The sequence below is a fragment of the Xanthomonas sp. genome (genome assembly GCF_017163755.1).
Classification (GTDB): domain Bacteria; phylum Pseudomonadota; class Gammaproteobacteria; order Xanthomonadales; family Xanthomonadaceae; genus Xanthomonas_A.
The window spans coordinates 48,908-72,757 of the sequence record NZ_JAFIWC010000012.1; the positions used below are offsets into that span (position 1 = coordinate 48,908).

A 23,850-nucleotide genomic window follows, 5' to 3' on the forward strand; every position below is an offset into this window, starting at 1 on the left:
AATTCTTCACCCGCACATCAGGCACTTCATCGGCGGCCGTGGCGCAGTGGCCGGACCTCAACCCGGAAGCCCACCATGCCGCGTCTGTCGATCCTGTTGCTCGCCGTCCTCGTGCTCGTCGTCGCCCCGCTGCGCGCCGCGCCCGCCGTCCCCACCCCGCCCGCGCTCGACGATGGCTGGCCGGTCGCCGACGCCGCGGCCGCCGGCTGGAACCTGCCGCTGCTGGCGGCGATGGAACAGGCCATCGCCGACGGCCAGGCGCCGGACACCCGCAGCGTGCTGATCGCGCGCGACGGCGCGCTGGTCTACGAACGCTACTTCGGCGGCGCCGACCGCGAAACCCGGCACGACGCGCGCTCGGCGACCAAGAGCGTGACCGCGCTGCTGGTCGGCGCGGCCATCGACCGCAAGCTGATCCCCGACGCGCAGGCCAGGGTCTACGACTACTTCGGCGAGCGCCAATGGCAGCACCCGGACCCGCGCAAGCGCCGCATCACCGTCGAGGACCTGCTGACGATGAGCTCGCAGTGGGAATGCGACGACGACAACGCGTTCTCCGCCGGCAACGAAGAGCGCATGTACCTGAGCGCGGACTGGACCCAGTTCGCCCTGGACCTGCCGATCAAGGGCTATGCGCCGTGGATGAAGCGGCCGCAGCAGAGCCCGCACGGGCGCGCCTTCGCCTACTGCACCGCCGGCTCGTTCCTGCTCGGCGCGCTGGTCGAGAAGGCGAGCGGGCAGCGCCTGCAGGACTTCTCGGCGCAGGTGCTGGAACGGCCGCTCGGCATCGCCGGCGCGCAGTGGAACCTGTCTTCCGAAGGCGTCGGCATGGGCGGCGGCGGCACCCGCTACCGCAGCCGCGACCTGGCCAAGTTCGGCCAGCTGCTGCTCGACCAGGGGCGCTGGCGCGGCCGCCAGGTGATCTCCGCCGCCTGGGTGCGGGCGATGACCACGGTGCATGCGCAGGCGCGCGAGGACGCCGACTACGGCTACCAGCTGTGGCGCTTCCGCTTCCCGGTGCGCGGCGCCGAACGCGGGGTGTGGGCGATGTCCGGCAACGGCGGCAACTACGTGTTCGTGCTGCCCGAGGAACGCCTGGTGGTGGTGATCACGCGCAGCGCCTACAACACGCGGCAGATGCACCCGCAGTCGCAGAAACTGCTGGCCGACTACGTGCTCAAGGCGCTGCCGTAGCCGCGCCGGTTTCCGCCGGCAGCAGCCCGGCGCCGCGCAGCCGCGCGCGCTGCGCGGCGAGGTCGGCATCGATCCGCGCCAGCAGCGCGGCGAAACCCGGCTGCGCGCGCAGCGGCGCCAGCAACGGCGAGGCGCGCAGGTAGCCGGCGTTGCGGTAGCCGGCCGCCTCGGCGCGGCGCAGCGCCTGCAGCGCCGCCTCCGGCGTGCCAGCGCGCAACAGCAGCACCGCGGCGTCGACCGCATCGAACGGATCGCCGCCGCGTTCGACGCTGCCGAGCAGTCCCTGCGCGCGCGCATGCAGCGCGCCCGGCGCCGGCACCGGCTGCGCCGCCACCGCCCACGCCACCGTCTGCGCGAAGCTGCCGTGCGGGCGCAGCCGCAGCGCGCGCAGGCTGGCCTGCCGCGCGCCCGCCGCGTCGCCGCGCGCCAGCGCCAGCTCGGCCTGCAGCAGGTGCAGGCCGGCGTGTTCGGTGCCGCGGCCCAGCGCCTCGTCCAGCGCCGCCTGCGCCTCGCCGGCACGGCCGTGCTCGAACAGGAAGGCCGGCCACGCCTGGTTGGAGAACACGTTGTCCGGATACAGCTGGAAGCTGCGCCGATAGCGCGCCTCGGCGGCGCCGGCGTAGCCGAGCAGGCTCAGATTGCTGGCGATCTGGATCGGCAGGAACCGCACCCGCGCCGGATCGCGCACCGCCAGGTTGGCCGCCAGCGCCTGCACCAGCCGCCCCTGCCGCTCGTACAGGTAGGCGGCCGAACCACGCACCGCGTCGGCGCCCGGGTCCAGCTGCAGCGCGCGCTCGTAGGCGGCCAGCGCGTCGGCGTTGCGCCCCTGGCAGTCCAGCGCGTAGCCGCGCGCCGAATGGGCGGCGGCCAGCCGCGGCTGCACCGCGGCCACGCGCTCGGCCAGCCGCTGCGCCTGCACCGCGAACGCGGCGTCGCCGTCGTACTGGCACACGCGCGCGCTGTACGCGCGGCTGAGGCCGAGCTGCGCCTGCGTATCGTCCGGCGCCTCCTGCAGGCGCTGCCGGTACAGGGCGATCGCGCGTTCGTTGTCGTCGCGCTGGCCGATGCCGGCGTAGTAGTCGGCGCGCTGCAGCAGCGGCGCGCGCGCCGGCGGCGACGTGCGCGACCCCAACTGCCAGGCCACGCCGCAGGCGACCAGCGCCAGCAGCGCGGCGCACGCGGCGATCCATGCGCCGCGTCGGCGCCGCGCAGCCGCCGCTTCCGGCACCGGCGCGGCAGCGGTGTCCGCCTGCACCGGCGCGCACAGCTGGTAGCCCTGCCCGCGCACCGAGCGCAGGTAGCGCGGCTGCCGCGACGTGTCGCCCAGCGCCTGGCGCAGCAGGCGCACGCGCTGGGTGACGGTTTCCTCGTTGACCTGCGCCGGCGCCCAGACCCGTTCGATCAGCTCGTCGAAGCCGACCACCCGCTGCCCCTGCAGCAGCAGGTAGTGCAGCAGGCGGAAACTCAGCCCGCCCACCTCGAGCGCGGCGCCGCCGCGTTCCACCCGCTGCCGCGCCACGTCGATATGCAGGTCGTCCAGGCGGTAGCGTTCGCTCATGACGGCCGGCTCAGCGCACGCGGCCCGCCGCCCATATCGCCAGCTTCTCGCGGCCGATCTTGGCGTTGTGGCGGATGTCCACCGGGAACCCGGGGTGGCGCAGGAAATCGGCGATGCCGCGGGTGTGCGCATGCGCCTGCGCCAGCGCATGCAGCGCCGCCGGCGCGTCCGCCGGCGCGGCCACGCCCGGCTGCAGTTCGTAGCACAGCACCGGCCGCTGCGCGCCCGCCGCGCCGACGCCGACCAGCGCGCTGCGCCGCAGCCACGGCAGCGCGTTGAACACCGGCTCCACCTGCTCGGTGAACAGCGTGCCGGCGGCGCTCTGCACGCGCTGGGTCTTGCGCCCGCAGAACCACAGCCGGCCCTGCGCGTCGAAATAGCCGACGTCGCCCATCCGGTGCACCACCTGCTCGCGTCCGTCGGCGCGGCGTTCGCGGATCTTGGCGCTGCGCGTGGCGGCATCGCGCCGGTAGTAGGCGTCGGTGGCGGTCGGGCCGGCGACGGTGATCTCGCCGACCGTGCCGTCCGCCACGCACAGCGCGTCGTCCCACTCGGCGATGGGCGCATCGTCGATGCGGATCACCCGCACCTGGTTCGGCGGCACCGCGCGGCCCACGCAGGTGCCGGCGCCGGCCTCGGTGGCGGCGCGGGTGGCCTCCAGTTCGCGGCCTTCGATCACCGCCACCGGCAGGCATTCGGTGGCCCCGTACGGGGTCCAGAACTGCGCGTCCGGCGCCAGCAGCGCGCGGATCCTGGCGACCACGTCCGGCGGCACCGGCGCGCCGGCCGAGGTCACCCGGGTCAGCGTCGGCAGCGGCTGGCCGTAGTCGGCCAGCACCCGCATCAGCGCCGGCGAGCCGAACAGCTGGGTCACCCCGAAGCGCGCGATCGCCGCGTGCAGCTTGCGCGGATCGGCCTTGGCCGGGCGCGTCGGGTCCATGTCCGGCAGCACCGAGGTCAGCCCCAGCGCGGGGTCGAACAGCGCGAACGGCGGGAACGTCGGCAGGTCCACGCCGCCGGGCCGCATGTCGAAGGCGTTGCGCAGCAGTTCGATCTGGCCGGCGAAATGCCGGTGCCGGTACACCACGCCCTTGGGCACGCCGGTGGAGCCGCTGGTGAACAGGATGGCGGCGACGTCGTCCGCGCCGGTGGCGCTGAGCTGCGGGCCGCTGCCGGCGCCGTCGCGTTCCACCTGCGCCAGCGTGGTGCCGCCCCAGCCGTAGCGGCGCCCGGCGGTGACCAGGATCCTGGCCGACCTGGCCCAGCCCAGCAGCCGCCGCGCCAGCTGCGCCAGCGGGATGCCGATGAACGCCTCCGGCTGCGCCTCGTCCAGGCATTGGCGCAGCGCGCGCTTGTCGATGCCGGGATCGACCAGCACCGGCACCGCGCCGGCCTTGAACAGCGCGAACATCAGCAGGAAGAACTCCGGCGACGGCCGCACCATCACCACGCAGCGGGTGCCGCGGCCGATGCTGTGGCGCGCCAGCCCGGCGGCGATGGCGTCGCTGCGCGCGTCCAGCTGCGCATAGCTCACGGTGACGTCGTAGGCCGCCAGGCCGTCGGCACCGCGGCGGCCGGGACAGCGCAGGGCGATGCGCTCGGGATGCTCGCGCGCCAGTGCAGGCAGCGCGGCGGCGATGTTGCAGAGGGAGGTCATCGGCCGATTATCGCCGATGGCGCCGCCCCGGCAGGCAAACCCTGTGGACGGCACGCGCACGACGGCCCCACGCTGGATGCGGCGGATGCGGACGCGGCAGGCCGCAGGAACCACGTTCGGCCAGGCCACCACGAGCACTCTCCAGAACGACTCGTGCAGGCCCCTTTCTCCCGCCGCAAGCGCGGCGACGGGCCTGAACGCCGCCGCCGCGGTTCAGCCCGCGCCTGCGCGGGCCCTTGCGTGCCACCGCGATTGCGGCAGAATGCCGCGCCCCCCACGCTGTTTGCCGCGCAAGGCCCGGCTCCCATGGCACATCCCTGCCTCACCTGCGGCGCCTGCTGCGCCTACTTTCGCGTCAGTTTCCACTGGAGCGAGGCCGATCCGGACATGGGCGGCAGGGTGCCGATCGCGCTCACCGAGCCGCTGCGCACGCACGAGCGGGTGATGCGCGGCACCTCGCAGTCGCAGCCGCGCTGCGTGGCGCTGGACGCGCGCATCGGCGCGTACTCGCGCTGCAGCATCCACCCGCAACGGCCGTCGGTGTGCCGCGACGTGCCGGCATCATGGGAATTCGGCGCGGCCAGCGCGCAGTGCGACAAGGCGCGCATCGCCCATGGCCTGCCGGCGCTGACCCCGGACGACTGGGACGGGGTGGTCGAACGCAACCATCCTGACGCCTGAGCGCGCGGACTACGCGCAACGCCCGGTTCGGGCAGAGGGCCGAGGTCGCCTGAAATCCCTCCTGCAGGGCTCGGTCGGATTCTGTACAAGCGGCTCCAGGTGGCTCGTGCCGTCATCAGCCGCCGAGCGAGTGCAGGCCCGGCACGGGATGCGGCCTGTCGAAGCTGAAGCCACGCCTGCGATCGCCGCTGCGACCGCGCAGCGGCGGCCGGCCTCGAACCGGCGAACGCGTGCGCATCGAGGACATCCCGGCCGAGCCGTGCAACACCTTGTCGAGCAGCGACGAAGACGTGCAGGAACTGCCCAGGCAGCACTACAACGGGTGCGTATCCAGGAAGCGGCGGATCGCCGGCACCAGCACCGCGGCCTTGTCCTCGAGCACGTAATGGCCTGCGTCGTCGAAGGCCTGCACCTGCGCGTTCGGCAACGCGGCGCGGAAGCCATCGAGGAAATGCTTGTCGAACACGAAATCCTTTAGGCCCCAGCCGATGAACGCCGGGCGGTCGGCGAACTCGGGCAAGCGCCGGCCGGCTTCTTCCAGCAGCGGCCACGCCCGGTCGCGTGGGCTCAGCGGAATGTCCTGCATGAAGCGCACCGTGCTGATGCGGTTGGCCCAGCTGTCGTACGGCGCCACGTAGGCACGGCGTACGTCGGCCGGCATGCGCCGCTCCACGCCGATCCACGCGGCGCCGGCCGAGAACGCGTTGAAGCGGCGGATCAGCAGCTCGCCCAGCTTCAGGTCGCGGCCCAGCGCGATCTGCCACGGCATCTTCTTCGCCGCCGGCATCGGGAACGCGGCGGTGTTGGTGATCACCAGCCGCTTCACCTGCGCCGCATGCGACAGCGCCCAGCCGAAGCCGATCATGCCGCCCCAGTCGTGCACCGCCAGCGTCATCGGCCCGCCGATGCCCAGGTGCCCGAGCAGCGCCGCCACGTCGTCCACCCGCGACTGCAGCGTATACGCGTAGCCCGGTTGCGCGCCCAGCGCATCGTCCGGCTTGTCCGACAGGCCCATGCCGATGTGGTCGGGCACGATGCAGCGATACCTGTCGCTGAGCGCGGACACCAGGTTGCGCCAGTAGTAGCTCCACGACGGATTGCCGTGCAGCATCACCACCACGTCGCCATCGCGCGGGCCTTCGTCCAGGTAGGACATGGCCAGCCCCGAGCGGACCTGGAAGCGCTGCGGGGTGAACGGGTAGCCGGGGTAGTTCATTGGATCCAGATCCCTCAAAGATGGAAGCGATATTGCGTTGTATTCGGCACTGGAAACAACGCGCATCTTGCCTGGTGGCAGCGCGTGCATGGGTCCCCCATGACCTGCCATGTGCCGCGCCAGCAGACCAGGCAACCTGCTTCCACGCATCCGCGCCGCCAGCATGCATCACGCGCGTTGCGGCTCCTCGGCCCCCCGGCCCAGGAGGTCGAAAAGAGCGCGGTTCACGTAGTAGTTGTTGCGGCCGATTCGCAGCTTCTGCAGCACGCCGTCTTGCGCCAGCGTATCCAGGTACTTGGTCGCGGTCAGGCGCGACACCCCCAGCTCGCGTTGCGCAAATTCCACCCGGGTATAGGGATGGTTGAAAAGATTGTTGATCAAGTCCCGGCTGTAGAACCGATAGTTCTCGCGTACACGCTGCTTGGTCGCCTGCAACAATTCCTTGATGGCCACGATGGTGGCGACCGTCTCGGCGGCAGTGGCGGCGACCGCATCGAGCATGTAGAGCACCCATTCCTCCCATGCGTCGCGTTCGCGCACCGCCTGGAGCAACCGGTAGTAGTCCGGCTTCGTCCTTACGATATGCCGGCTCAGATACAGCACCGGGATATCCAGCAGTCCCTCCTTGACCAGATACAGCACGTTGAGGATGCGCCCGGTACGCCCATTGCCATCGGAGAAGGGATGGATGCTTTCGAACTGGTGATGGATGAGCGCCATCTTCACCAGCGGATCGGCCGCAAAAGGCGGCTGGTCGTGGATGAAGCATTCCAGTTCCCCCATCAACCGGATGACGTCGTTTGCGCTCTGCGGCGGTTCGTAGATGACCCGCCCTGCGCCATCGCGCAATGCGGTCCCGGGCAGCTTGCGAAAACCGGCGCGATTGCACTCCAGCTGCTCTTGGATGCCCGACAGCGTGTTGAGCGTCAGCAGTCCGCTCTGGCGTACCAGTTCGAAGCCGGCGCGCAACGCTTGCCGGTAGCGCAGCACTTCCTTGATCGCCGTACCCGTGGCGGCCCCTGGGCTGTCTTCGCGGTACAGGTCGTCCTGGGTTGTAACGATGTTCTCGATCGCCGAGCTATCGCGCGCTTCCTGCAGGGTCAGCGTGTTGATCAGGATGTTCTGGTTCGGAATGCTGGCGGCGACGCCCTTCAGCTCGGCCAGATTCCGGCTGGCGCCATTGAGGCGCTTGAGGATGGCCGCGGTCTCGAAGCGTGCCGGATCGAGTCGCTGCAGCGCGGGAATGGGCATGGCGGCGTCCATGTGCAAGGAAAGCGAGTTTATATACATGTCGCCGCCAACATGTATAATTTTTTAATAATTCTATGCACATCTGCCGCCGGAGACGTGCCCCGGCGCGCGCCCCTACCAGACCACCTCGGCCATCGAGCAATTCAGGCCCGAGCCGATGCCCATCAGCGCGATCCGGTCGCCCTTCTTTAGGCGTCCCAGTTCCCGCAGCTTGCTCAGCACGATCGGTACGCTGGCCGGGCCGATGTTGCCGTGTTCGCCGAAGATCGTCATCACCTTCTTCGGGTCGATGCCGAAGTTCTTGATGAAGGCCTGGGTGTGCGGCAGGCTGACCTGGTGGATCACGAACTGGTCCAGCTCGTCCACCGCCCAGCCCAGCGCCTGGCGCGCGGCGACGAAGGTCTTCTGCGCCAGCTTGATGCCCTCGATCAGCAGCATGCGGGTGTCGGTGACCATGCGGTCCAGGTTGCCGCGGCACAGCTTGTTCCACTGCGTCGCCGAGCGGGTCACGCCGCCGCGGTAGCGCGGCGCGTCCGGGACCAGGTCGCCGCGCGCCATCACCATCGCCGCCGCGCCGCAGCCCAGGGTCAGCGCCGCCAGCTCGTCGCGGAACTCCTGCGCGGTGACGTCCGGGGAGGTCATCCGTTCCAGGGTCTTCTCGTAGACCAGGTTGGCGGTCTCGCCGTCCACCACCAGCGCGTAGTCGATCTCGCCGCGCTCGATCATCCGCGCGGCGATGTCCATGCCGTTGATGAAGGCCAGGCAGGCGTTGGCGACGTCGAAGGTCATGCATTCCTCGCCCACGCCCAGGTTGCCGGAGACGATGCTGGCCGTGGACGGTTCCAGGTAGTCGCGGCTGACCGAGGTGTTGACCAGCAGCCCGACCTGGCCGGCGGTGATGCCAGCGTCGTCCATGGCCTTGCGCGCCGCCAGCGTCGCCGCGTCGGAGGCCTGCATGTCGTGGTCCCACATGCGCCGCGCATGGATGCCGGCGATGTCGCCGAGCACGTCGGTGCGGATGCCCAGGCGGTCGAAGGTGGGTTGCAGACGTTCGTTGATCTGCTTGGACGTCAGCGTGTGCGGCGCATCGATATGCGCCAGTCCCGCGATGGAGACATTCTTGAAGAGCATCGAAGTTAGCGCCAGGGTCAGGCGAGGGGGCGCCAATTCTAGCGGTTGCCCGGTTTTACCGCATCTTTACATTTCCCGGGCCGGGCGCCCGGCCCAACGGTTCAGCCAGCGCCGCAACGGTAGGCGGCGTAGCGCTGCTCGCCGTCGACCGGCTCGGCCAGCGCCTGCACGGTGTTGGCGCCCACTCCGTGGGCCTCGTTGCGGGCCAGGGTCTCGAGCTCTTCGCGCACCCGCAGCGGGTTGCGCTGGTAGAAGCCGACGCTGCTCTTCACCGACACCACCACCTCGCCCTGCTTCTGGCAGCCGGCCGGCGGCTGGCCCGGCGGCAGCACCCGCACGGCCTTGCCCTCCGGCGCCATCGGCACCCAGGTGCAGGCGGCGAGGCTGGCGATCAGGGCGGTCACGATCAGAAGGCGCATGGGCGAAGGCCGCTGGGACAAGGGAACCGGGATTGTGCCGCAGATCGCTGAATTGGCAATGACGGCCGGCCCGCGACACCGCCCGCGCGGGTTCCGCCGGCCGCGAGCCCCCGTCCCGGGCGATGCCGGGACGGGGGCCGCCGGCTCCTAGCGCTTGGGCGCCGGAGCGCCGGCCGCGTCCACCGGCTTGCCGTCGGCATCGATCACGGTGACCTCGCCCAGCTTCAGCGCGCGCACCGGGCGCTCGGTCTGCTTCAGGTCGCCCACCACCACCCAGGTCAGCGCGTTGGGGTCGAGGAGGGCCGCGGCCTGCGCCACCTGCGCCGGGGTCATCGCCTCGATCTCGGCCTTGCGCCGGAACACGTAGTCGTCCGGGCGCCCGTTGCGGACGATGCCGCTGATCGTGCTGAGCACCGCGCTGGCGGTCTCGTAGGCGCCGGGCAGGCTCAGGGTCTGGATGTTGCGGATCCGCGCCACTTCTTCCTTCGAGGGGGGCACCTTGCCGCTGGCGAAGGCGCTGATCTCCTTGTGCATCTCCTGCAGCGCCGGGGCGGTCTTGTCGATCTGCACCGGCGCGGCGGCCGCCCACGGGCGCTGGCCCAGCGCATTGGACGCCGAACTGCGCGCGCCGTACGACCAGTGCTTGTTCTCGCGCAGGTTCATGTTCAGCCGCGAAGTGAATTCGCCGCCGAGCACGCCGTTGGCGATGTCGAAGCGGGTCGAGGCCGGATCGGTGGACGGCGGCACCAGCTGCGCGGCGAACAGGTTGGCCTGCACCGCGCCGGGCTGGTCGATCAGGTACACCCGCGGCCGCGCCGGCCGCGGCGCCGCGGCCGGCGCCTTGAGCGCCGGCGCCGCGCCTTCGCCCTTCCAGTCGCCGAACTGCGCGTCCAGCAACGGCACGATCTTGGCCAGCGTGGTGTCGCCTACCACGATCAGCGTCGCCTGCTCCGGCCGCAGCCAGTCGCGCTGGAAGTCGACCAGGTCGGCGCGCTCCAGCGCGGCGATCGCCGCCTCGGTGCCGCTGCCGCTGAACGGGATCGCGTACGGATGGCCGTCGCCGTACAGCAGCGGCGGCAGCACGCGCATCGCCACCGCGGCCGGCTGCGCCTTCTCCTGCTGGATGCCGGCGATCCAGGTCGCCTTGATCCGCTCGATCTCCTTCTGCTCGAAGCGCGGGCGCCGCAGCATGTCCGCGTACAGCGCCAGCGACGGCGCCAGGTTCTCCTTCAGTGCCGACAGGTAGGCGGTGCCGGCGTCCAGCGAGGCGCCGGCGCTGAGCTTGGCGCCCAGCGCATCGGCGGCGTCGGCGAAGCCCAGCGCGTCGTAGCGGCCGGCGCCCTCGTCGAGCAGGCCCATGGTGAAGTTGGCGGTGCCGGACTTGCGCCCCTGGTCGGCGCTGAAGCCGCCGGGGAACTCGTAGCTGAACTGCACCACCGGCACATCGTGGCGCTCGGCCAGGATCAGCCGGGTGCCGTTCTTCAGCGTGGCACGCTGCAGCGCCGGGAACTTCAGTTCGGGGAAGCGCGCGGTCTGCGGCACGCCCGCGGCGCGATCCACCGCACTGGGCAGCGTGCGGTACCTGGGATCGGCCGGCGGCGGGTTCAGCGGCGCCGGCTGCACCGCCGGCGCCTCGGCCAGCGCCACCCGCGCGCCCGGCTCGATGATCAGGGTGTGGTCGCCCTGCGCCAGCCATTTGCGCCCCACCGCCTTGAGCTGGCGCGCGCTGGTGTCGTCGATGGTGGCCAGCGAGGTGCGGAAGCAGCCGGGGTCGCCGACATACACCGCGCACTCGGCCAGCGCATCGGCCTTGCCGCCGAAGCCGCCGATCCGCTCGATGCCGCGGACGAAACCGGCGCGGAAGGCGGTCTTGGCGCGCGCCAGTTCGTCCTTGCCCGGGCCGTCGTCGATCAGCCGGCGCAGTTCCTCGTCGATCGCCGCCTCGACCTTGGCCGGATCCACGCCCTGCTTCACCGTGGCGATGATGCCGAAGTTGGAGCCCAGTTGCCCCGGCCACGCGCCGGCGCTGATCTGGTCGACCAGCTTGTCCTCGTGCACCAGGCGCCGGTCCAGCCGCGACGACTTGGCGCCGCCCAGCACCTGCGCCAGCAGCTGCAGCCGGTCGATGTCCTCGGTGCCGGTCTGGGCCACGTTCCAGACCCGGTAGATGCGCGCCTGCGGCACCTTGTCGGTCATCGTCTGGCGGGTGGCGACGCTGCGCACGGCCACGTCGACCTTCGGCTGCGCCATCGTCGGCCCGGCGGGGATGTCGCCGAAGTAGCGCGCGACCTTGTCCCTGGCGGTGGCCAGGTCGATGTCGCCGGCCAGCACCAGCACCGCGTTGTTGGGCCCGTACCAGGTGCGGAACCACTGCTTCACGTCGGCCAGCGACGCGGCATTGAGGTCGTTCATCGAACCGATCACGCCGTGGTGGTACGGGTGGTCCTTCGGGTACAGCGCGCGGCCCAGCGCGTCCCAGGCCTGGCCGTAGGGCTGGTTCTCGCCCTGGCGCTTCTCGTTCTGCACCACGCCGCGCTGCTCGTCCAGCGCGGCTTGGTCGATCGCGCCGAGCAGGTGGCCCATGCGGTCGGACTCCATCCACAGCGCCATGTCCAGCGCGGTGGTCGGCACGTTCTGGAAATAGTTGGTGCGGTCGTTGTTGGTGGTGCCGTTCTGGTCGGTGGCGCCGACCTGCTTGAACGGCTCGAAGAACTCGCCACGGTGGTTCTCGCTGCCCTGGAACATCAGATGCTCGAACAGGTGCGCAAAGCCCGTGCGCCCGGCCGGCTCGTCCTTGGCGCCGACGTGGTACCAGAGATTGACCGCCACGATCGGCGCCTTGCGATCGGTGTGCACGATCACCCGCAGCCCATTGGGCAGGGTGAACTGCTCGAACGGGATATCCACCTGCGCGCTGGCCGGGCGCTTGGCCGAGGCCGCGGGCGGCGCGTACGCCAGGGTGCCGACGGCAGTGGACAGGGCGATGGCCAGCAGGGCACCACGCGGGCGCGACAACACACTCATGCGAGTTCCTTCGGGAGTGGTGGAGTACGGCCGTTGATCGTAGCGGTCCTGAACGGCGCTGGCATCAACCCCACCCATAGCGGCCGCAATCGGCCCGGCAGCGACGCCCGGCGCCCATCCCGCCGGCCAGAACACCTGCGCCGCGAGGCGCGAGATGCGTACGGCGCGCGTACGCCACCGGCCGGTGTCCGGACAGCGGACACTCGCGGTCCAAAAAATTCCCTTTTTCATCAATAAGTTGAACTTGGCACGGCGCCTGCTTTGCACTAGCTGGCATATGAGACGCCGAGCGAAAGATGAACAGTAGCTGAATAAAATTAGAAAACCAGAAAAACCGCTTGCTCTTCCTGATTCGGTGTACTACCTTACTACCACACCACTGCTCAACAACACCAAGACAACGAGGCCCGCCATGAAAACCGCTTCCTTCGCCCTGACCTTCGCCATCGCCGCCGCCTTCGCCGCGCCGAGCTTCGCCGCCAATGCCGTCACCACCCTGGAGACGGTGCAGGTTCGCCCGTCCGCCGATCAGCTGGCGCAGCGCGACGCCGAACTGGCCAGCGGCATCCCCACCCTGGCATCGGTGCAGGTGCGTCCGTCGGCCGAGCAGATCGCGCAGCTCAACGCGGAAACGGCGATGGGCCAGCGCGTGGTCACCCTGGCCGCGGTGCAGGTGCGTCCGAGCGCCGCGCAGGCCGCCGAAGCGCAGGCCGCCTTCGTCATCGGCACCGCGGTCAGCGGCGCGCTGAACAACGCGATGCTGCAGTTGCAGCCCAGCCTGCAGGGCCTGGGCCAGAACCTGGCCACCCAGCTGGTGCGCTGAGCCGGAGAAAGGATTCCCCGGCGCCGGCCGGAGCCGACGCGTAAACTGCGCCGATGACCGCCACGCCCACGCTTCACGTACTGCTGTTCCAACCCGAAATACCGCCCAACACGGGCAACGTGATCCGCCTTTGCGCCAACACCGGCGCGCAGCTGCACCTGATCGAGCCGCTAGGCTTCGACCTCAGCGACCGACAGCTCAAGCGCGCCGGCCTGGACTACCACGAGTACGCCCGCCTGCAGGTTCACGCCTCGCTGGATGCGGCCCTGCATGCGATCGCACCGCCGCGCCTGTTCGCGCTGAGCACCCGCAGCGACACCCGCTACGACGCACCTGCCTTTGCCGATGGCGATGCGTTTCTGTTCGGACCGGAGACTCGCGGCCTGCCCGCCGACGTGCTGGCGCAGGTCGCGCCCGGACACCGCCTGCGCCTGCCGATGCGCCCGGACAACCGCAGCCTCAACCTGTCCAACGCCGTCGCCGTGGTGGTGTTCGAAGCCTGGCGCCAGCTGGGATTCGCGGGCAGCCAGTAGCGGCTCAAACACGCAGCCGGCGATGTGTCGCCGGATTCGCGGGCGGCTCGGCCCCCGCGAGTTGCAGGGACCGCCAGGCAATGCCGCTGCGGGCCGCAAGCGCCCCCTGATCCTGGGCCATGAACCGCCGGAATGTGACCGCCCTTTCCGGTGGCGCGTCAGCCGCGCTCAGGCCGTGGCATGGACCCTGGTCTTGGCGACCCGGATATCGCGCACCGGCGGGGCGCCGAACATCCGGCCGTACTCGCGGGTGAACTGCGGCACGCTCTCGTAGCCCACGGCATAGGCGGCACTGCTGGCCGAGGTGCCTTCCGACAACATCATGCGCCGCGCTTCGATCAGGCGCAGCTGCTTCTGGAACTGCAGCGGCGAGAGCGTGGTGACGGCACGGAAGTGCTGGTGGAACGTCGAGGCGCTCATGCCCGCCGCCTCGGCCAGGCGTTCCACCCGCAGCGGCTGCGCGTAGTCGGACCGGATGATGGCCACCGCCCGCGCCACGCGCTGGGCGCTGCCTTCGGCCATGCCCAGATTGCGGATCGCCGGGCCATGGCGTCCGGCCAGCAGCCAGAAGTGCATCTCGCGGATGAATTGCGCCTTCAGGACCGGCATGGCGGCCGGGCGATCGAGCAGGCGCAGCAGGCGCAGCGCGGCGTCGGCGACCTCGCTTTCGGTCGGTTCGACCCGTACCGGCGCGCCGATCTGTTCCTGCGCCACGTCCATCTCCAGCGCGAGCGCTTCGATCACCGCCGGGTCCAGGTCGAACACCAGCGAGTAGTACGGCGCGCCCGCATCGGCGCGGGTGATCTGGCTGACGGTGGGCACGTCGGCGGTGATGAGTAGGCAGTCGCCGGCGCCGAAGTCGAAGGTGCGGCTGCCCATCATCACGCGCTTGCTGCCTTGCACGACCAGGGCGACCAGCGGACGCGAGATGGCGTACTGCAATTCGCTGGGCGTGGTGGCGCGGATCGTCGTCAACCCGGCGATCGGCGTGTCCGCGACGCCATGGGCGTCGGCATGGAAGTCCGCGTAGCCGCGGACGGCGGCGAGCAGGGTGTCGGCCATCGGCGAACGATAGTCCCGCCCGCGTGGAGAATGCAATCGCGCCGGAGCATCAGGCAAGAACGTGCGAGGTTCCGGCAACCGGCCCGGCCCGCTCGGGACCAGAGTGATCGTGCACCGGCGCCGGGCATTCCGCCCGGCCCGCTTCCCACCAGGAGACGCACATGACGCGCAAGACCCGTGTTCTGATGTTGGCCACCCATGGCTTCGAGGAAGCCGAACTGGCCCAGCCGCGCCAGGCCCTGCTCGATGCCGGCATCGAGGTCACGCTGGCCGCGCCCCATGCCCGGCCCATTCGCGGAGTGATCTACGACGAGGCCGCCGGCATCTCCAATCCTTCGGAGCGGACCTTCACTCCCGACATGACCCTGGAGCAGGTCGATGCCGGCGCCTACGATGGCCTCGTGCTTCCCGGCGGCGTCACCAACCCCGACTCGCTGCGCATGTTCCCCAAGGCGATCGAGCTCATTCGCGCCGTGGCCGACGCCGGCAAGCCGGTGGCCTCGATCTGCCACGGTCCCTGGCTGCTGATCGAGGCGGACCTGGTCCGCGGCCGGCGCACCACCGGCTGGTACTCCATCCGCGTGGATCTGAAGAACGCCGGTTCGGAAGTGGTCGATGCCGAGGTCGTGGTCGACGGCAACATCATCACCAGCCGCATGCCTTCCGACATTCCGGCCTTCAACCGCGCCATTCTCGACGCCCTGCGCTGAGTGCGGAGCCCGATCGCTTCGAAGAAGGAAGCGAGCGGCGCCCAGCGCATTCCCAGGCATGCCGCCGGAGCGCGGCGGATGCAGGCGGTCGCCCCGCCGAGCGATCGCGGGCGCCGCTCGGCCCACGACGACCATGGAAATAGGCAAGAAGAGCCGAGGAACCGGCAACCCGCCCAGATGGCCCCGCCCGACATTGTTTCCGTCGCCTCGACACCACTGACAGGAGCCTCAGATGTCCACGATTTCGCTCGTTACCGGCGCCAGCCGGGGCCTCGGCCGCAACACCGCATTGAGCATCGCCCGCCACGGCGGCGATGTGATCCTGACCTACCGCAGCGGCGAAGCCGCCGCGCGCGAGGTCGTCGGCCAGATCCAGGCGCTGGGCCGCAAGGCCGTCGCCCTGCAGCTGGACACGGGCGACGTGTCGACCTTCGCGCGCTTCACCCACAACGTTGCCGCGGCGCTGGCCGACACCTGGAGTCGCGATACGTTCGACCACCTGGTCAACAACGCCGGGCACGGCGACATGGCCGCCTTCGCCGAGACCACCGAAGCGCAGTTCGATGCGCTGTTCAACGTCCACGTCAAAGGGGTGTTCTTCCTCACCCAGGCGCTGCTGCCGCTGCTGGCCGACGGCGGGCGCATCGTCAATCTGTCCTCGGGCCTGACCCGGGTGACGTACCCCGGCTTTTCCGCCTATTCCACGGCCAAGGGCGCGGTCGAGATCCTCAGCGTGTGCATGGCCAAGGAACTGGGCAGCCGCGGCATCACCGTCAACACGGTGGCGCCCGGCGCGATCGAAACCGACTTCCTCGGCGGTGCGGTGCGCGACATGCCCGACCTGAACAAGCAGTTCGCCGACATGATCGCGCTGGGCCGGGTCGGCGTGCCCGACGACATCGGTCCGATGATCGCCAGCCTGCTGGGCCCGGACAACCGCTGGATCACCGGCCAGCGCATCGAGGTCTCCGGCGGCCAGGCCATCTGAGCTCGCGCCCCGGTTGGATGAGGATGCCGCAGCCATCGCCGCGGCAGCTGTCGCAAGTGCCGGCTTCGTCTTTGCGGCCGCAGCAGGAAGGCCTAGCCGGCGGCATCGCGCAACGGACGACCGAGCCTTCGCCTTGCCCCACCGAGTGGACCAGCAACGAGCGCCAGAATGGGCACCGCCGGGCCACGGCAGAGACCACGCATCGCTTGCGGAAGACGCCGTATCGGGCCGAATTTTCGAGCCGCCTCTTTGCCGTTTGTCCCCATCCCTAGGATGGAACGGGTTTGCAGTCCGATGTCACGTACAAAGTTCCGCATTTGGGCGGCTAATTTATGTACTGGTCAGTTTGATATTCAGGGCAGGTTCGAACGCATAACGGATAATTTACATATCGGCAGCGAACGGCTCACCGCCTCAGCGCCGACAAACCAATAACAAGGTATTCCGATTATGAAGACTTCCCTGCTTGCTCTCGGCCTCCTGGCCACCCTGCCGTTCGCTGCCTCTGCCGCCGAAGGGCTGTCCTACAACTACGCTGAAGCCGGCTACGTGAAGACCGACGCCGATGGCGGCGACGCCGATGGCTGGGCCATCAAGGGCTCGTACGCGATCAACCCCAACTTCAGCGTGTTCGGCGACTTCAACCGCCAGAAGACCGACTTTGGCGATGTCGATGTCGACCAGTGGCGCGTGGGCGTGGGCTACAACCACGAGATCGCCAACAGCACCGACCTGGTGACCCGCGTCGCCTACCAGCGCTTCGATCCCGAATTCGGCACCAAGTTCAACGGCTACAGCGTCGAAGCCGGCGTGCGCACCGCGTTCAACCCGTACTTCGAGGTCTACGCGCTGGGCGGCTACGAGGACTACACCAAGAAGGACGGCATCAACCCGGATGGCGAGTTCTACGGCCGCCTCGGCGCCCAGGCCAAGCTCAACCAGAACTGGGGCCTGAGCGCGGACCTGAAGATGAACAACGACGGCGACAAGGAATGGTTCGTCGGCCCGCGCTTCAGCTGGTAAGCCGTACCGCGTAACGCCGCGCGCAACGTCTCTCTCTCCCGCTGCGCGCGGTTGGAAGCCCGGTCTTGCGACCGGGCTTCTTCTTTTTGCGGCTGCGCACGCGTTCGAACCCTCGGACGCATAGCGCGATGGAAGAAAAAAAGCCCGGCCGAAGCCGGGCTTTTTCGTTTCGCGCTCGCCGACGGGTCAGCTGAACAGCGTTCGCGGGTACTCGGGCTTCTGCTCGCGCGCCAGCAACTGCTGCAGGCCGACCGCCGGGGTCAGCTCGCCGTGCAGCACCGCGCGCACCGCGTTGGAGATCGGCAGGTCGATGCCGTGGCGCTCGGCCTGGCGCATCACCTCGTCGGCGGTCTGCACCGATTCGACCACCTGGCCGATCGCGCGCACCGCCTCGTCCAGCGCCTGGCCGCGGCCCAGCGCCAGGCCCAGCCGGCGGTTGCGCGACAGGTCGCCGGTGCAGGTCAGCACCAGGTCGCCGAGCCCGGCCAGGCCCATCAGCGTCTCCGGCTTGCCGCCGATCGCCGCGGCCAGGCGCAGCATCTCGTTGAGCCCGCGGGTGATCAGCCCGGCGCGGGCGTTCAGGCCCAGACCCATGCCGTCGGCCACGCCGGTGGCCACCGCCAGCACGTTCTTCATCGCCCCGCCCAGTTCGGCACCGACCATGTCGTCGCCGGTGTAGGCGCGGAAGGTCGGGCCGTGCATCGCGTCGGCGACGCGCTGCGCGAACGCGGCGTCGTCGCCGTGCACGGTGACCGCGGTCGGCAGGTCCAGCGCCACTTCCTTGGCGAACGACGGGCCGGTGACCACCGCCAGCGGCACCGCGTCGCCGAAGATCTGCTGCGCCACCTCGTGCAGGAAACGCCCGGAGCCCGGCTCGAAGCCCTTGGTCGCCCACGCCACGCCGGCGTGCGGCGGGCGCAGCGGCGCCAGCTGGTGCAGGGTTTCGGTGAAGGCGTGCGACGGCACCACCACCAGGATCCAGCTGGCATCGCGCACCGCCTCGGCCAGGTCGGTGGTGGCCTGCAGCGTCGGCGGCAGCGCGATGTCCGGCAGGTAGCGCGGATTCTCGTGGCGCTGGCCGATGGCATCGGCCACGGCGGCGTCGCGCCCCCACAGCACGGTCGGGAACCCGTGCCGTGCGGTCAGCGCGGCCAGGGCGGTGCCCCAGGAGCCGGCGCCGAGAACGGCGATCTTGTTCGCTGGCTTATCGCTCATTGCGTGCGAACGGGCCGGCGCTCAGGCGTTGCCGGCCGGTTCCGAGTCGGCCAGCGACTGGTTCTCGCCCTGCTGCGCGCGCTGGCGCAGGGTCTCGGCGTACAGCGCTTCGAAGTTGATCGGCTGCAGGAAGAACGGCGGGAAGCCGCCGGCCTGGATCAGGTCGCTGACCAGCGAACGCACGTACGGGAACAGGATGTTCGGGCACTGCGTGCCGAGCAGCACGTCGATCGCCTGCGGCTCCAGGCCGACCAGGCCGAACACGCCGGCCTGCTGCACTTCGGCCACGTACGCGGTCTTGCCGGCGGCGGTGCAGGTCAGGGTCACCGCGAGCACCACTTCGAAGGCCTGCTCGTTCAGGCGCTGCACGCGCTGGTTGAGGTTGAGCTGCAGTTCCGGCTGGGCGCTGTCGTTGAACACCGTCGGCGAGTTGGGCGATTCGAACGAAACGTCCTTGACGTAGATCTTCTCGATGGTGAACGCGGGGCCAGCAGCGGCTTCGGCCGGCGCCGCGGCGCCGTTGTTGGTGACGTCGGACATTTCTTGACTCCGGTGGATTCAGATAACAGAAAGAATCGGGATTATCACATGCGGAACCACGGCACCGTGGCCCGGCGGACGCGGGCGGATCAGCGGCCCTTGACCAGCGGCAGTTCGGCCTGCTGCCAGGCGGCGATGCCGCCATCGAGCACGTAGACCTGTTCGAAGCCGGCCTTCTTCAGTTGCTTGGCCGCGCCGCTGGAGGCGGTGCCGGTGCGGCACACCAGCACCACCGGCGAGCTCTTGGCGTTGGCCACCTGCTTGCTTTCCGGGCCGAACTGGCTCGGCGCCACGTTGCGGCTGCCGGCGATGTGCCCCTTCTCGAAGTCCGCCGATGCCGACAGGTCGATCACCAGCGCGTTCTCGCTGTTGATCAGCCGGGTCAGTTCGGCCGGGCGCAACGACTTGAAGCCGCGGAACAGGCGCGCCACTTCGGTGACGATAAGGGCGATGGTCAGTCCGACCAGGGCCAGGGCCAGCATCGGGTTGCGGCCGGCGAAGGCCTGCAGTTCTTCGAGATTCACAGGAATGAGGGGCGGGAAACGGGCGCCGATTGTCGCACAGCTGGCCGCCGCCACGGCTGCCGCGGCGCTACTGCCCGTTCCACAGGTCCGGCAGCCCGTCCTGCAGCCACCAGGTCTTGGCCTGCGGGTCCCAGCGCCAGCGCTCGCGGTAGCGCACGGTGCGCTCGGCCTGGGTGTTGCGGTTGATCACGCCCAGTTCGATGTCGCGGGTGACCTCGCCGTCGGGCGTGCCGGCCACGCGCCCCACCTTGTACGAGGACACCTGCACCTGCCGGTAGCGCTCCAGTTCCAGTTCGGTCAGCGGATGCGCCAGGCGGTAGGCCGGATCCACCGCATCCCAGGCCGTCTCGAATTCGCTCCAGCGGATCGTCGCCGTGTATGCGGTCTGGACCTGCTCGAGCTTGTTGCGCTGGCTGCGGCTGGCGGCCAGGGCGTCGCCGGCCACGGCCAACAGCAGCAGCAGCGCGGCGGCGCGGAACATCGGATGCATGGCAACGAACCCCGGACGGACCCAGCGCGCATCCTACCCTTTCGCGATCGCCACGAAGCGACCGCTCAGCGTCGCGCTGGCCGCGCCCTGCGCCGGCCCCACCTGCGCCTGGATGCCGATGCGTGCGCGGCCGCGCTGGCGCAAGGTCTGCACGAACACCTCCCAGTCCGCATCCGCGTCGGCGCCGGCCTGCGCGTGCAGGTCGTCGTACAGCGGCGCCAGATAGCGCACCTGGGTATCGGCGACATAGACGTCGGCCTGCAGTCCGGCGCGGTGCAGCTCGCAGTTGACCAGCGCCCAGCCGGCCAGGGTCATCACCGAACCCAGGCTGCCGCCGAACGCGTTGCCCTTGTCGTTGACGTTGGCCGCCAGCGGCGCGCTCACGCGCAGGCGCCGCGCCGCATAGCCCTGCACCGCGGCCTGCAGCGCCGCCACCGGCGGCATCGCATCGAACTGGCCCTGCAGCTGGCGCAAGAATGCGTCGAAAGAAGGATCCGCTGCCATCGCGTGCGATTGGTGCCGTGGTTCGGGGCTCGCATAATGCCTGGCATGAGCGCGCATGCAACCCCGGCCCCCGGTCCCTGGCACCTGATCTCGCTGCGTCCGCAGGGCGAGCATGCGCCGCTGCGTCGCGCCGCCGCGCAGGTCGGCGCGGCGCTGCTCGCGGTGTCGCCATGGCGCCTGCAGGCGATCGACGACGACGACGCGCGCGACGCGCTGGATACGGCGCTGGCGGCGCCGCGGGTGGTGTTCAGCAGCCCGGCGGCGGTGCGCGCGGCGGCGGCGCTGCGCCCGCTGCGCGCGCAACCGGGCCAGCGCTGGCTGGCGGTGGGCGGCGGCACCGCACGCGCGCTGCGGCGCCACGGCATCGCCGAGGTCGCCGCGCCCGCACGGATGGACAGCGAGGGCCTGCTCGCGTTGCCGCAGCTGGCCGGCATCGACGGCGCGGTCGGGCTGGTGACCGCGCCCGGCGGCCGCGGCCTGCTCGCCGCGCAGCTGCAGGCGCGCGGCACCCCGCTGTACCGCGCCGATGTCTACCGCCGCGTGCCGCTGCCGCTGCAGGTGCGCACCCTGGCGCGGCTGCGCGCGGCGATCGGGCCCGGCGTGCTCGCGGTCAGCAGCGGCGAGGCGCTGCAGCGGGTGCTGGCGCAGCTGCCCGAGGACATCGCCGGGCAATGGCGCCGGCAGCCGCTGGTCGCGGCCAGCGCGCGGCTGGCCGACGCGGCCCGCGCACTGGGCTTCGTCCAGGTGGTGGAGGCCGACGGGCCGCGTCCACGGCAACTGGCCGCCGCCGCGCGCGCCGCGATAGGGGCGGCGCTTCGCTGAACGCGGCCCGCAGGTGCGGCTTGCGGCATGCGCGCCGCTCGCGCCATGCTTCGAAGGTGCCATCCTCCTGCCGTCGCCCTCGTCGCGACGGAGGTTGATCATGGCCGACAAGGATGCTGATGATGAATGAAATCCCTGCCCCACCGCGTCGGTCCAGCCGCTGGATCTGGCTGCTGCTGGTCGTCGCCGTGCTGGCGGCACTGGCGTTGGCCGGCTGGCGCGGCTGGGAAGCGTGGCAGGCGCGCGCCGCGCGCGCGAGCGCCGTGCAGTCGGACCTGCAGCAGCAACTGCAGGCGCTGGAGCGCAACCTGGACGCCCTGCGCCGCGACCAGCGCGCCACGGTCCAGCGGGTACAGGACGCGGCCAGCACCAACCGCGTGCTGCGCGACGAGATGCTCGGCCTGAGCCAGCGCAACGCGCTGCTCGAGGACAGCGTGGCCAGGCTCGCCGACCCGAACCGCCACGGCGCGCAGGCCTTGCGCCTGGACGAGGTCGAACTGCTGCTGAGCCAGGGCCAGCAGCGCCTGGCGATCGCCGGCGACGTGCAGGGCGCGCGGCGCGCCTACGCGCTGGCCGGCGGCGTGCTGGAAGGCGTGGACGATCCGACCTATCTCAACCTGCGCCAGGTGCTGCTGCAGGAGCGCACCGCGCTCGACGCGCTCGGCGACGGCCCGCAGGCGAGCCTGTCGGCGCGCCTGGACGCCTTCGCCGCCAGCCTGGACGCGTTGCCGGTCCAGCCCGCCGAACACGCGCAGCCGCCGCTGTGGCAGCGCCTGCTGGCGCCACTGGTCAAGATCCGCCCCACCCAGCCCGGCGTGCTCGTGGCCCGCTCCGAGCGGCTCGCCGCGCACGACGCGCTGCAGCTCGAATTGAGCCTGGCGCGCGCGGCGCTGGAGCGCGGCGACGGCAACGGCTACCGCGCCGCGCTGGACCGCGCCGCGACCTGGCTGCAGCGCCTGTGGCCGGATTCGGCGGCGCTGCGCGAGCGCCGCGCCACGCTCAAGGCCTTGCGCGACACCGCGCTGCGCCCGGCGATCGCCGAGCTGGGCACCACCTTGCAGCAACTGCGCAGCATGCGCGACGGGAGGACCGCACCATGAAACCATTGCGCAGCGTGATCGTGCTGCTGATCGTGATCGCCCTGGGCGTGCTTGGCGCCCAGTTCCTGGCCCAGAACCACGTCCGCGACCTCGGCGAGGTCGTGGTCCGCGTCGGTGGCAACGACTACATCGCGCCGATGCCGCAGGCGGTATTGCTGCTGCTGATCGCGTTCCTGGTGCTGTGGCTGCTGTGCAGGCTGCTCGCGTTCCCGTTCCGCGCCTGGGGCCGGCACCGCCGCCAGCAGTCGCGCGCGCGCCTGATCGAGGGCCTGAGCGCGCTGCACAGCGGCCACTGGCAGCGCGCCGAGAAGCAGCTGAACGCGGCCGCCGACGACCCGCCGGTCAGCGCCATCGCGCTGGCCGCCGCGGTACGTGCCGCCGACGCGCGCGGCGATGCGGCCGCGGCGACGCAATACCTGCAGCGCCTGGCCGAGCGCGACGCCGGCGCGCATGCGCTGCTGCAGGCCGAGCGCCACCTGGCGCTGCAGCGTCCGGTCGATGCGATCAACGCGCTGGACGTGGCCGCGGCACAGCCGCTGCCGCCGCGCGGACTGTTGCTGCGCACCGAGGCGCTGACCCAGATCGGGCGCGCCGGCGAGGCCTACGGGCAGCTCGGCGCGCTCCGCCAGCAGCAGGCGCTGCCGCTGGACGCCAGCGCCGCGCTGGAATCGCGGCTGGCCGCGGCCGCGCTGCAGCAGGCCGCCGATGCCAACGAACTGGCCGAGCGCTGGGAAAGCCTGCCCAAGTCGCTGCGCAGCGAGCCGGCGGTGGTCGGCGCCTATGCCGTGCGCGCGGCGGCGCTGCGCTGGGACGAGGCGGCGCTGCGCAGCCTGGAGCAGGCGCTGGACACGCGCTGGGACGAATCGCTGGCCGCGCTGTACGGGCGCCTGCCGGTGGAGAAATACGACTCGCGCCGCGCCAGCGCGCAGCGCTGGCTGCAGGCGCATCCGCAGAGCCCGGCGCTGCTGGTGACCCTGGCGCGACTGGCGCGGCAGCAGCAGCAATGGCCGCTGGCCGAGGAGTTCCTGCACCGGGCGCTGGCGCAGGGCGCCGGCGCCGAGGCGTGGGAAGCGTTCGGCGACGGCTACGCCGAACATGGCGAAGCGGCGCTGGCGCAGCTGTGCTACGCGAACGCGCTGCGCGTGGGCCGCGGCGAGGCGCCGCTGCCATTGCCGCCACGCGCGCTGCGCGGCCAGATCCAGGACCTGGCGGTGGGCGAGGATCGCGACGAGCACGGGCTGCCGCGGCTGCGCGAGTGAACTGCGCGCGTGGATGAGTGGCCGACGCACGGCCCTGCGACGCGGCGCTGTGCGTGGCTCGGCGCCGCGCGTCGGCTGCGCGCAGGGGCGCGCGCCATCGCGATGGAGGATCGGCTGCGGCGCTGG

23 protein-coding genes are annotated in these 23,850 nt (G+C 70.9%); 10 read left to right on the forward strand and 13 right to left on the reverse strand.

Going from position 1 to position 23,850, the window contains the following annotated elements; translation table 11 throughout:
* Window positions 1-75 precede the first annotated feature (75 nt).
* Window positions 76-1,194, forward strand: a complete 1,119-nt coding sequence (locus tag JR065_RS09780; protein WP_206233908.1) for a serine hydrolase domain-containing protein — start codon at window positions 76-78, stop codon at window positions 1,192-1,194.
* Here JR065_RS09780 and JR065_RS09785 read toward each other — a convergent pair.
* Both JR065_RS09785 and oleC read right to left on the reverse strand, forming a co-directional pair.
* Entirely contained in the window at window positions 1,178-2,752 is a 1,575-nt protein-coding gene (locus tag JR065_RS09785) for a winged helix-turn-helix domain-containing protein (protein ID WP_206233910.1), read from the reverse strand. The two genes, JR065_RS09780 and JR065_RS09785, sit on opposite strands and share 17 nt — an antisense overlap.
* Window positions 2,753-2,762: 10 nt before the next feature.
* Complete coding sequence (gene oleC / locus JR065_RS09790; protein ID WP_206233911.1) at window positions 2,763-4,409, reverse strand: olefin beta-lactone synthetase; 1,647 nt, start codon at window positions 4,407-4,409, stop codon at window positions 2,763-2,765.
* Window positions 4,410-4,715: 306 nt separating this feature from the next.
* Between oleC and JR065_RS09795 the strand changes: the two genes are divergently transcribed.
* A complete protein-coding gene (locus JR065_RS09795; RefSeq protein ID WP_206233912.1) occupies window positions 4,716-5,090 on the forward strand; it encodes a YkgJ family cysteine cluster protein in 375 nt (124 codons plus the stop codon).
* A gap of 313 nt (window positions 5,091-5,403) precedes the next feature.
* Here JR065_RS09795 and JR065_RS09800 read toward each other — a convergent pair whose 3' ends face one another.
* From JR065_RS09800 to JR065_RS09820, 5 genes are all read right to left on the reverse strand, one after another.
* Entirely contained in the window at window positions 5,404-6,306 is a 903-nt protein-coding gene (locus tag JR065_RS09800; RefSeq protein ID WP_206233913.1) for an alpha/beta fold hydrolase, read from the reverse strand.
* Between the two features lie 168 nt (window positions 6,307-6,474).
* Complete coding sequence (locus JR065_RS09805) at window positions 6,475-7,557, reverse strand: Fic family protein (RefSeq protein WP_206233914.1); 1,083 nt, start codon at window positions 7,555-7,557, stop codon at window positions 6,475-6,477.
* Between the two features lie 114 nt (window positions 7,558-7,671).
* A complete protein-coding gene (locus tag JR065_RS09810) occupies window positions 7,672-8,688 on the reverse strand; it encodes a 3-oxoacyl-ACP synthase III (protein ID WP_206233916.1) in 1,017 nt (338 codons plus the stop codon).
* Between the two features lie 101 nt (window positions 8,689-8,789).
* On the reverse strand, window positions 8,790-9,107 hold the full coding sequence (locus JR065_RS09815) for a DUF4156 domain-containing protein (RefSeq protein WP_206233917.1): 318 nt from the start codon (window positions 9,105-9,107) through the stop codon (window positions 8,790-8,792).
* Between the two features lie 147 nt (window positions 9,108-9,254).
* Entirely contained in the window at window positions 9,255-12,131 is a 2,877-nt protein-coding gene (locus JR065_RS09820; protein WP_206233918.1) for a M16 family metallopeptidase, read from the reverse strand.
* A gap of 412 nt (window positions 12,132-12,543) precedes the next feature.
* Between JR065_RS09820 and JR065_RS09825 the strand changes: the two genes are divergently transcribed.
* Entirely contained in the window at window positions 12,544-12,954 is a 411-nt protein-coding gene (locus JR065_RS09825) for a hypothetical protein (RefSeq protein WP_206233919.1), read from the forward strand.
* A 53-nt stretch (window positions 12,955-13,007) separates the two neighbouring features.
* A complete protein-coding gene (locus tag JR065_RS09830; RefSeq protein WP_206233920.1) occupies window positions 13,008-13,487 on the forward strand; it encodes a tRNA (cytidine(34)-2'-O)-methyltransferase in 480 nt (159 codons plus the stop codon).
* 168 nt (window positions 13,488-13,655) lie between these two features.
* Here JR065_RS09830 and JR065_RS09835 read toward each other — a convergent pair whose 3' ends face one another.
* Entirely contained in the window at window positions 13,656-14,549 is an 894-nt protein-coding gene (locus tag JR065_RS09835; protein ID WP_206233921.1) for an AraC family transcriptional regulator, read from the reverse strand.
* Between the two features lie 161 nt (window positions 14,550-14,710).
* Here JR065_RS09835 and JR065_RS09840 point away from each other — a divergent pair, with 161 nt between their 5' ends.
* From JR065_RS09840 to JR065_RS09850, 3 genes are all read left to right on the forward strand, one after another.
* Entirely contained in the window at window positions 14,711-15,259 is a 549-nt protein-coding gene (locus JR065_RS09840; RefSeq protein WP_206233923.1) for a type 1 glutamine amidotransferase domain-containing protein, read from the forward strand.
* A gap of 232 nt (window positions 15,260-15,491) precedes the next feature.
* Window positions 15,492-16,247 carry an SDR family NAD(P)-dependent oxidoreductase gene (locus JR065_RS09845; protein ID WP_206233924.1) on the forward strand — a complete coding sequence of 252 codons (756 nt, stop codon included), beginning with the start codon at window positions 15,492-15,494 and terminating at the stop codon, window positions 16,245-16,247.
* A 450-nt stretch (window positions 16,248-16,697) separates the two neighbouring features.
* The gene (locus JR065_RS09850; protein WP_206233925.1) at window positions 16,698-17,270 is read left to right on the forward strand and encodes an Ax21 family protein; all 573 of its coding nucleotides are present in this window, start codon (window positions 16,698-16,700) and stop codon (window positions 17,268-17,270) included.
* Window positions 17,271-17,456: 186 nt separating this feature from the next.
* Here JR065_RS09850 and JR065_RS09855 read toward each other — a convergent pair whose 3' ends face one another.
* The 5 genes from JR065_RS09855 to JR065_RS09875 all read right to left on the reverse strand — a co-directional run bounded on the left by JR065_RS09855 (window position 17,457) and on the right by JR065_RS09875 (window position 20,543).
* Window positions 17,457-18,485 (reverse strand): NAD(P)H-dependent glycerol-3-phosphate dehydrogenase, encoded by a 1,029-nt coding sequence (locus JR065_RS09855; RefSeq protein ID WP_206233926.1) that lies wholly within the window; start codon window positions 18,483-18,485, stop codon window positions 17,457-17,459.
* A 21-nt stretch (window positions 18,486-18,506) separates the two neighbouring features.
* Entirely contained in the window at window positions 18,507-19,025 is a 519-nt protein-coding gene (gene secB, locus JR065_RS09860) for a protein-export chaperone SecB (protein ID WP_206233927.1), read from the reverse strand.
* A gap of 89 nt (window positions 19,026-19,114) precedes the next feature.
* The gene (locus JR065_RS09865; protein ID WP_206233928.1) at window positions 19,115-19,549 is read right to left on the reverse strand and encodes a rhodanese-like domain-containing protein; all 435 of its coding nucleotides are present in this window, start codon (window positions 19,547-19,549) and stop codon (window positions 19,115-19,117) included.
* Window positions 19,550-19,616: 67 nt separating this feature from the next.
* Window positions 19,617-20,039, reverse strand: a complete 423-nt coding sequence (locus JR065_RS09870; RefSeq protein WP_429001851.1) for a hypothetical protein — start codon at window positions 20,037-20,039, stop codon at window positions 19,617-19,619.
* Between the two features lie 33 nt (window positions 20,040-20,072).
* Window positions 20,073-20,543, reverse strand: coding sequence for a YiiD C-terminal domain-containing protein (locus tag JR065_RS09875; RefSeq protein WP_206233929.1), 471 nt, complete (start codon window positions 20,541-20,543; stop codon window positions 20,073-20,075).
* 45 nt (window positions 20,544-20,588) lie between these two features.
* Between JR065_RS09875 and JR065_RS09880 the strand changes: the two genes are divergently transcribed.
* The 3 genes from JR065_RS09880 to JR065_RS09890 all read left to right on the forward strand — a co-directional run bounded on the left by JR065_RS09880 (window position 20,589) and on the right by JR065_RS09890 (window position 23,724).
* Window positions 20,589-21,365, forward strand: a complete 777-nt coding sequence (locus JR065_RS09880) for a uroporphyrinogen-III synthase (protein WP_429001852.1) — start codon at window positions 20,589-20,591, stop codon at window positions 21,363-21,365.
* A gap of 122 nt (window positions 21,366-21,487) precedes the next feature.
* Entirely contained in the window at window positions 21,488-22,465 is a 978-nt protein-coding gene (locus JR065_RS09885; protein WP_206233931.1) for a uroporphyrinogen-III C-methyltransferase, read from the forward strand.
* The gene (locus tag JR065_RS09890) at window positions 22,462-23,724 is read left to right on the forward strand and encodes a heme biosynthesis protein HemY (RefSeq protein ID WP_206233933.1); all 1,263 of its coding nucleotides are present in this window, start codon (window positions 22,462-22,464) and stop codon (window positions 23,722-23,724) included. Before JR065_RS09885 ends, JR065_RS09890 begins: the two co-directional genes overlap by 4 nt.
* Window positions 23,725-23,850 lie beyond the last annotated feature (126 nt).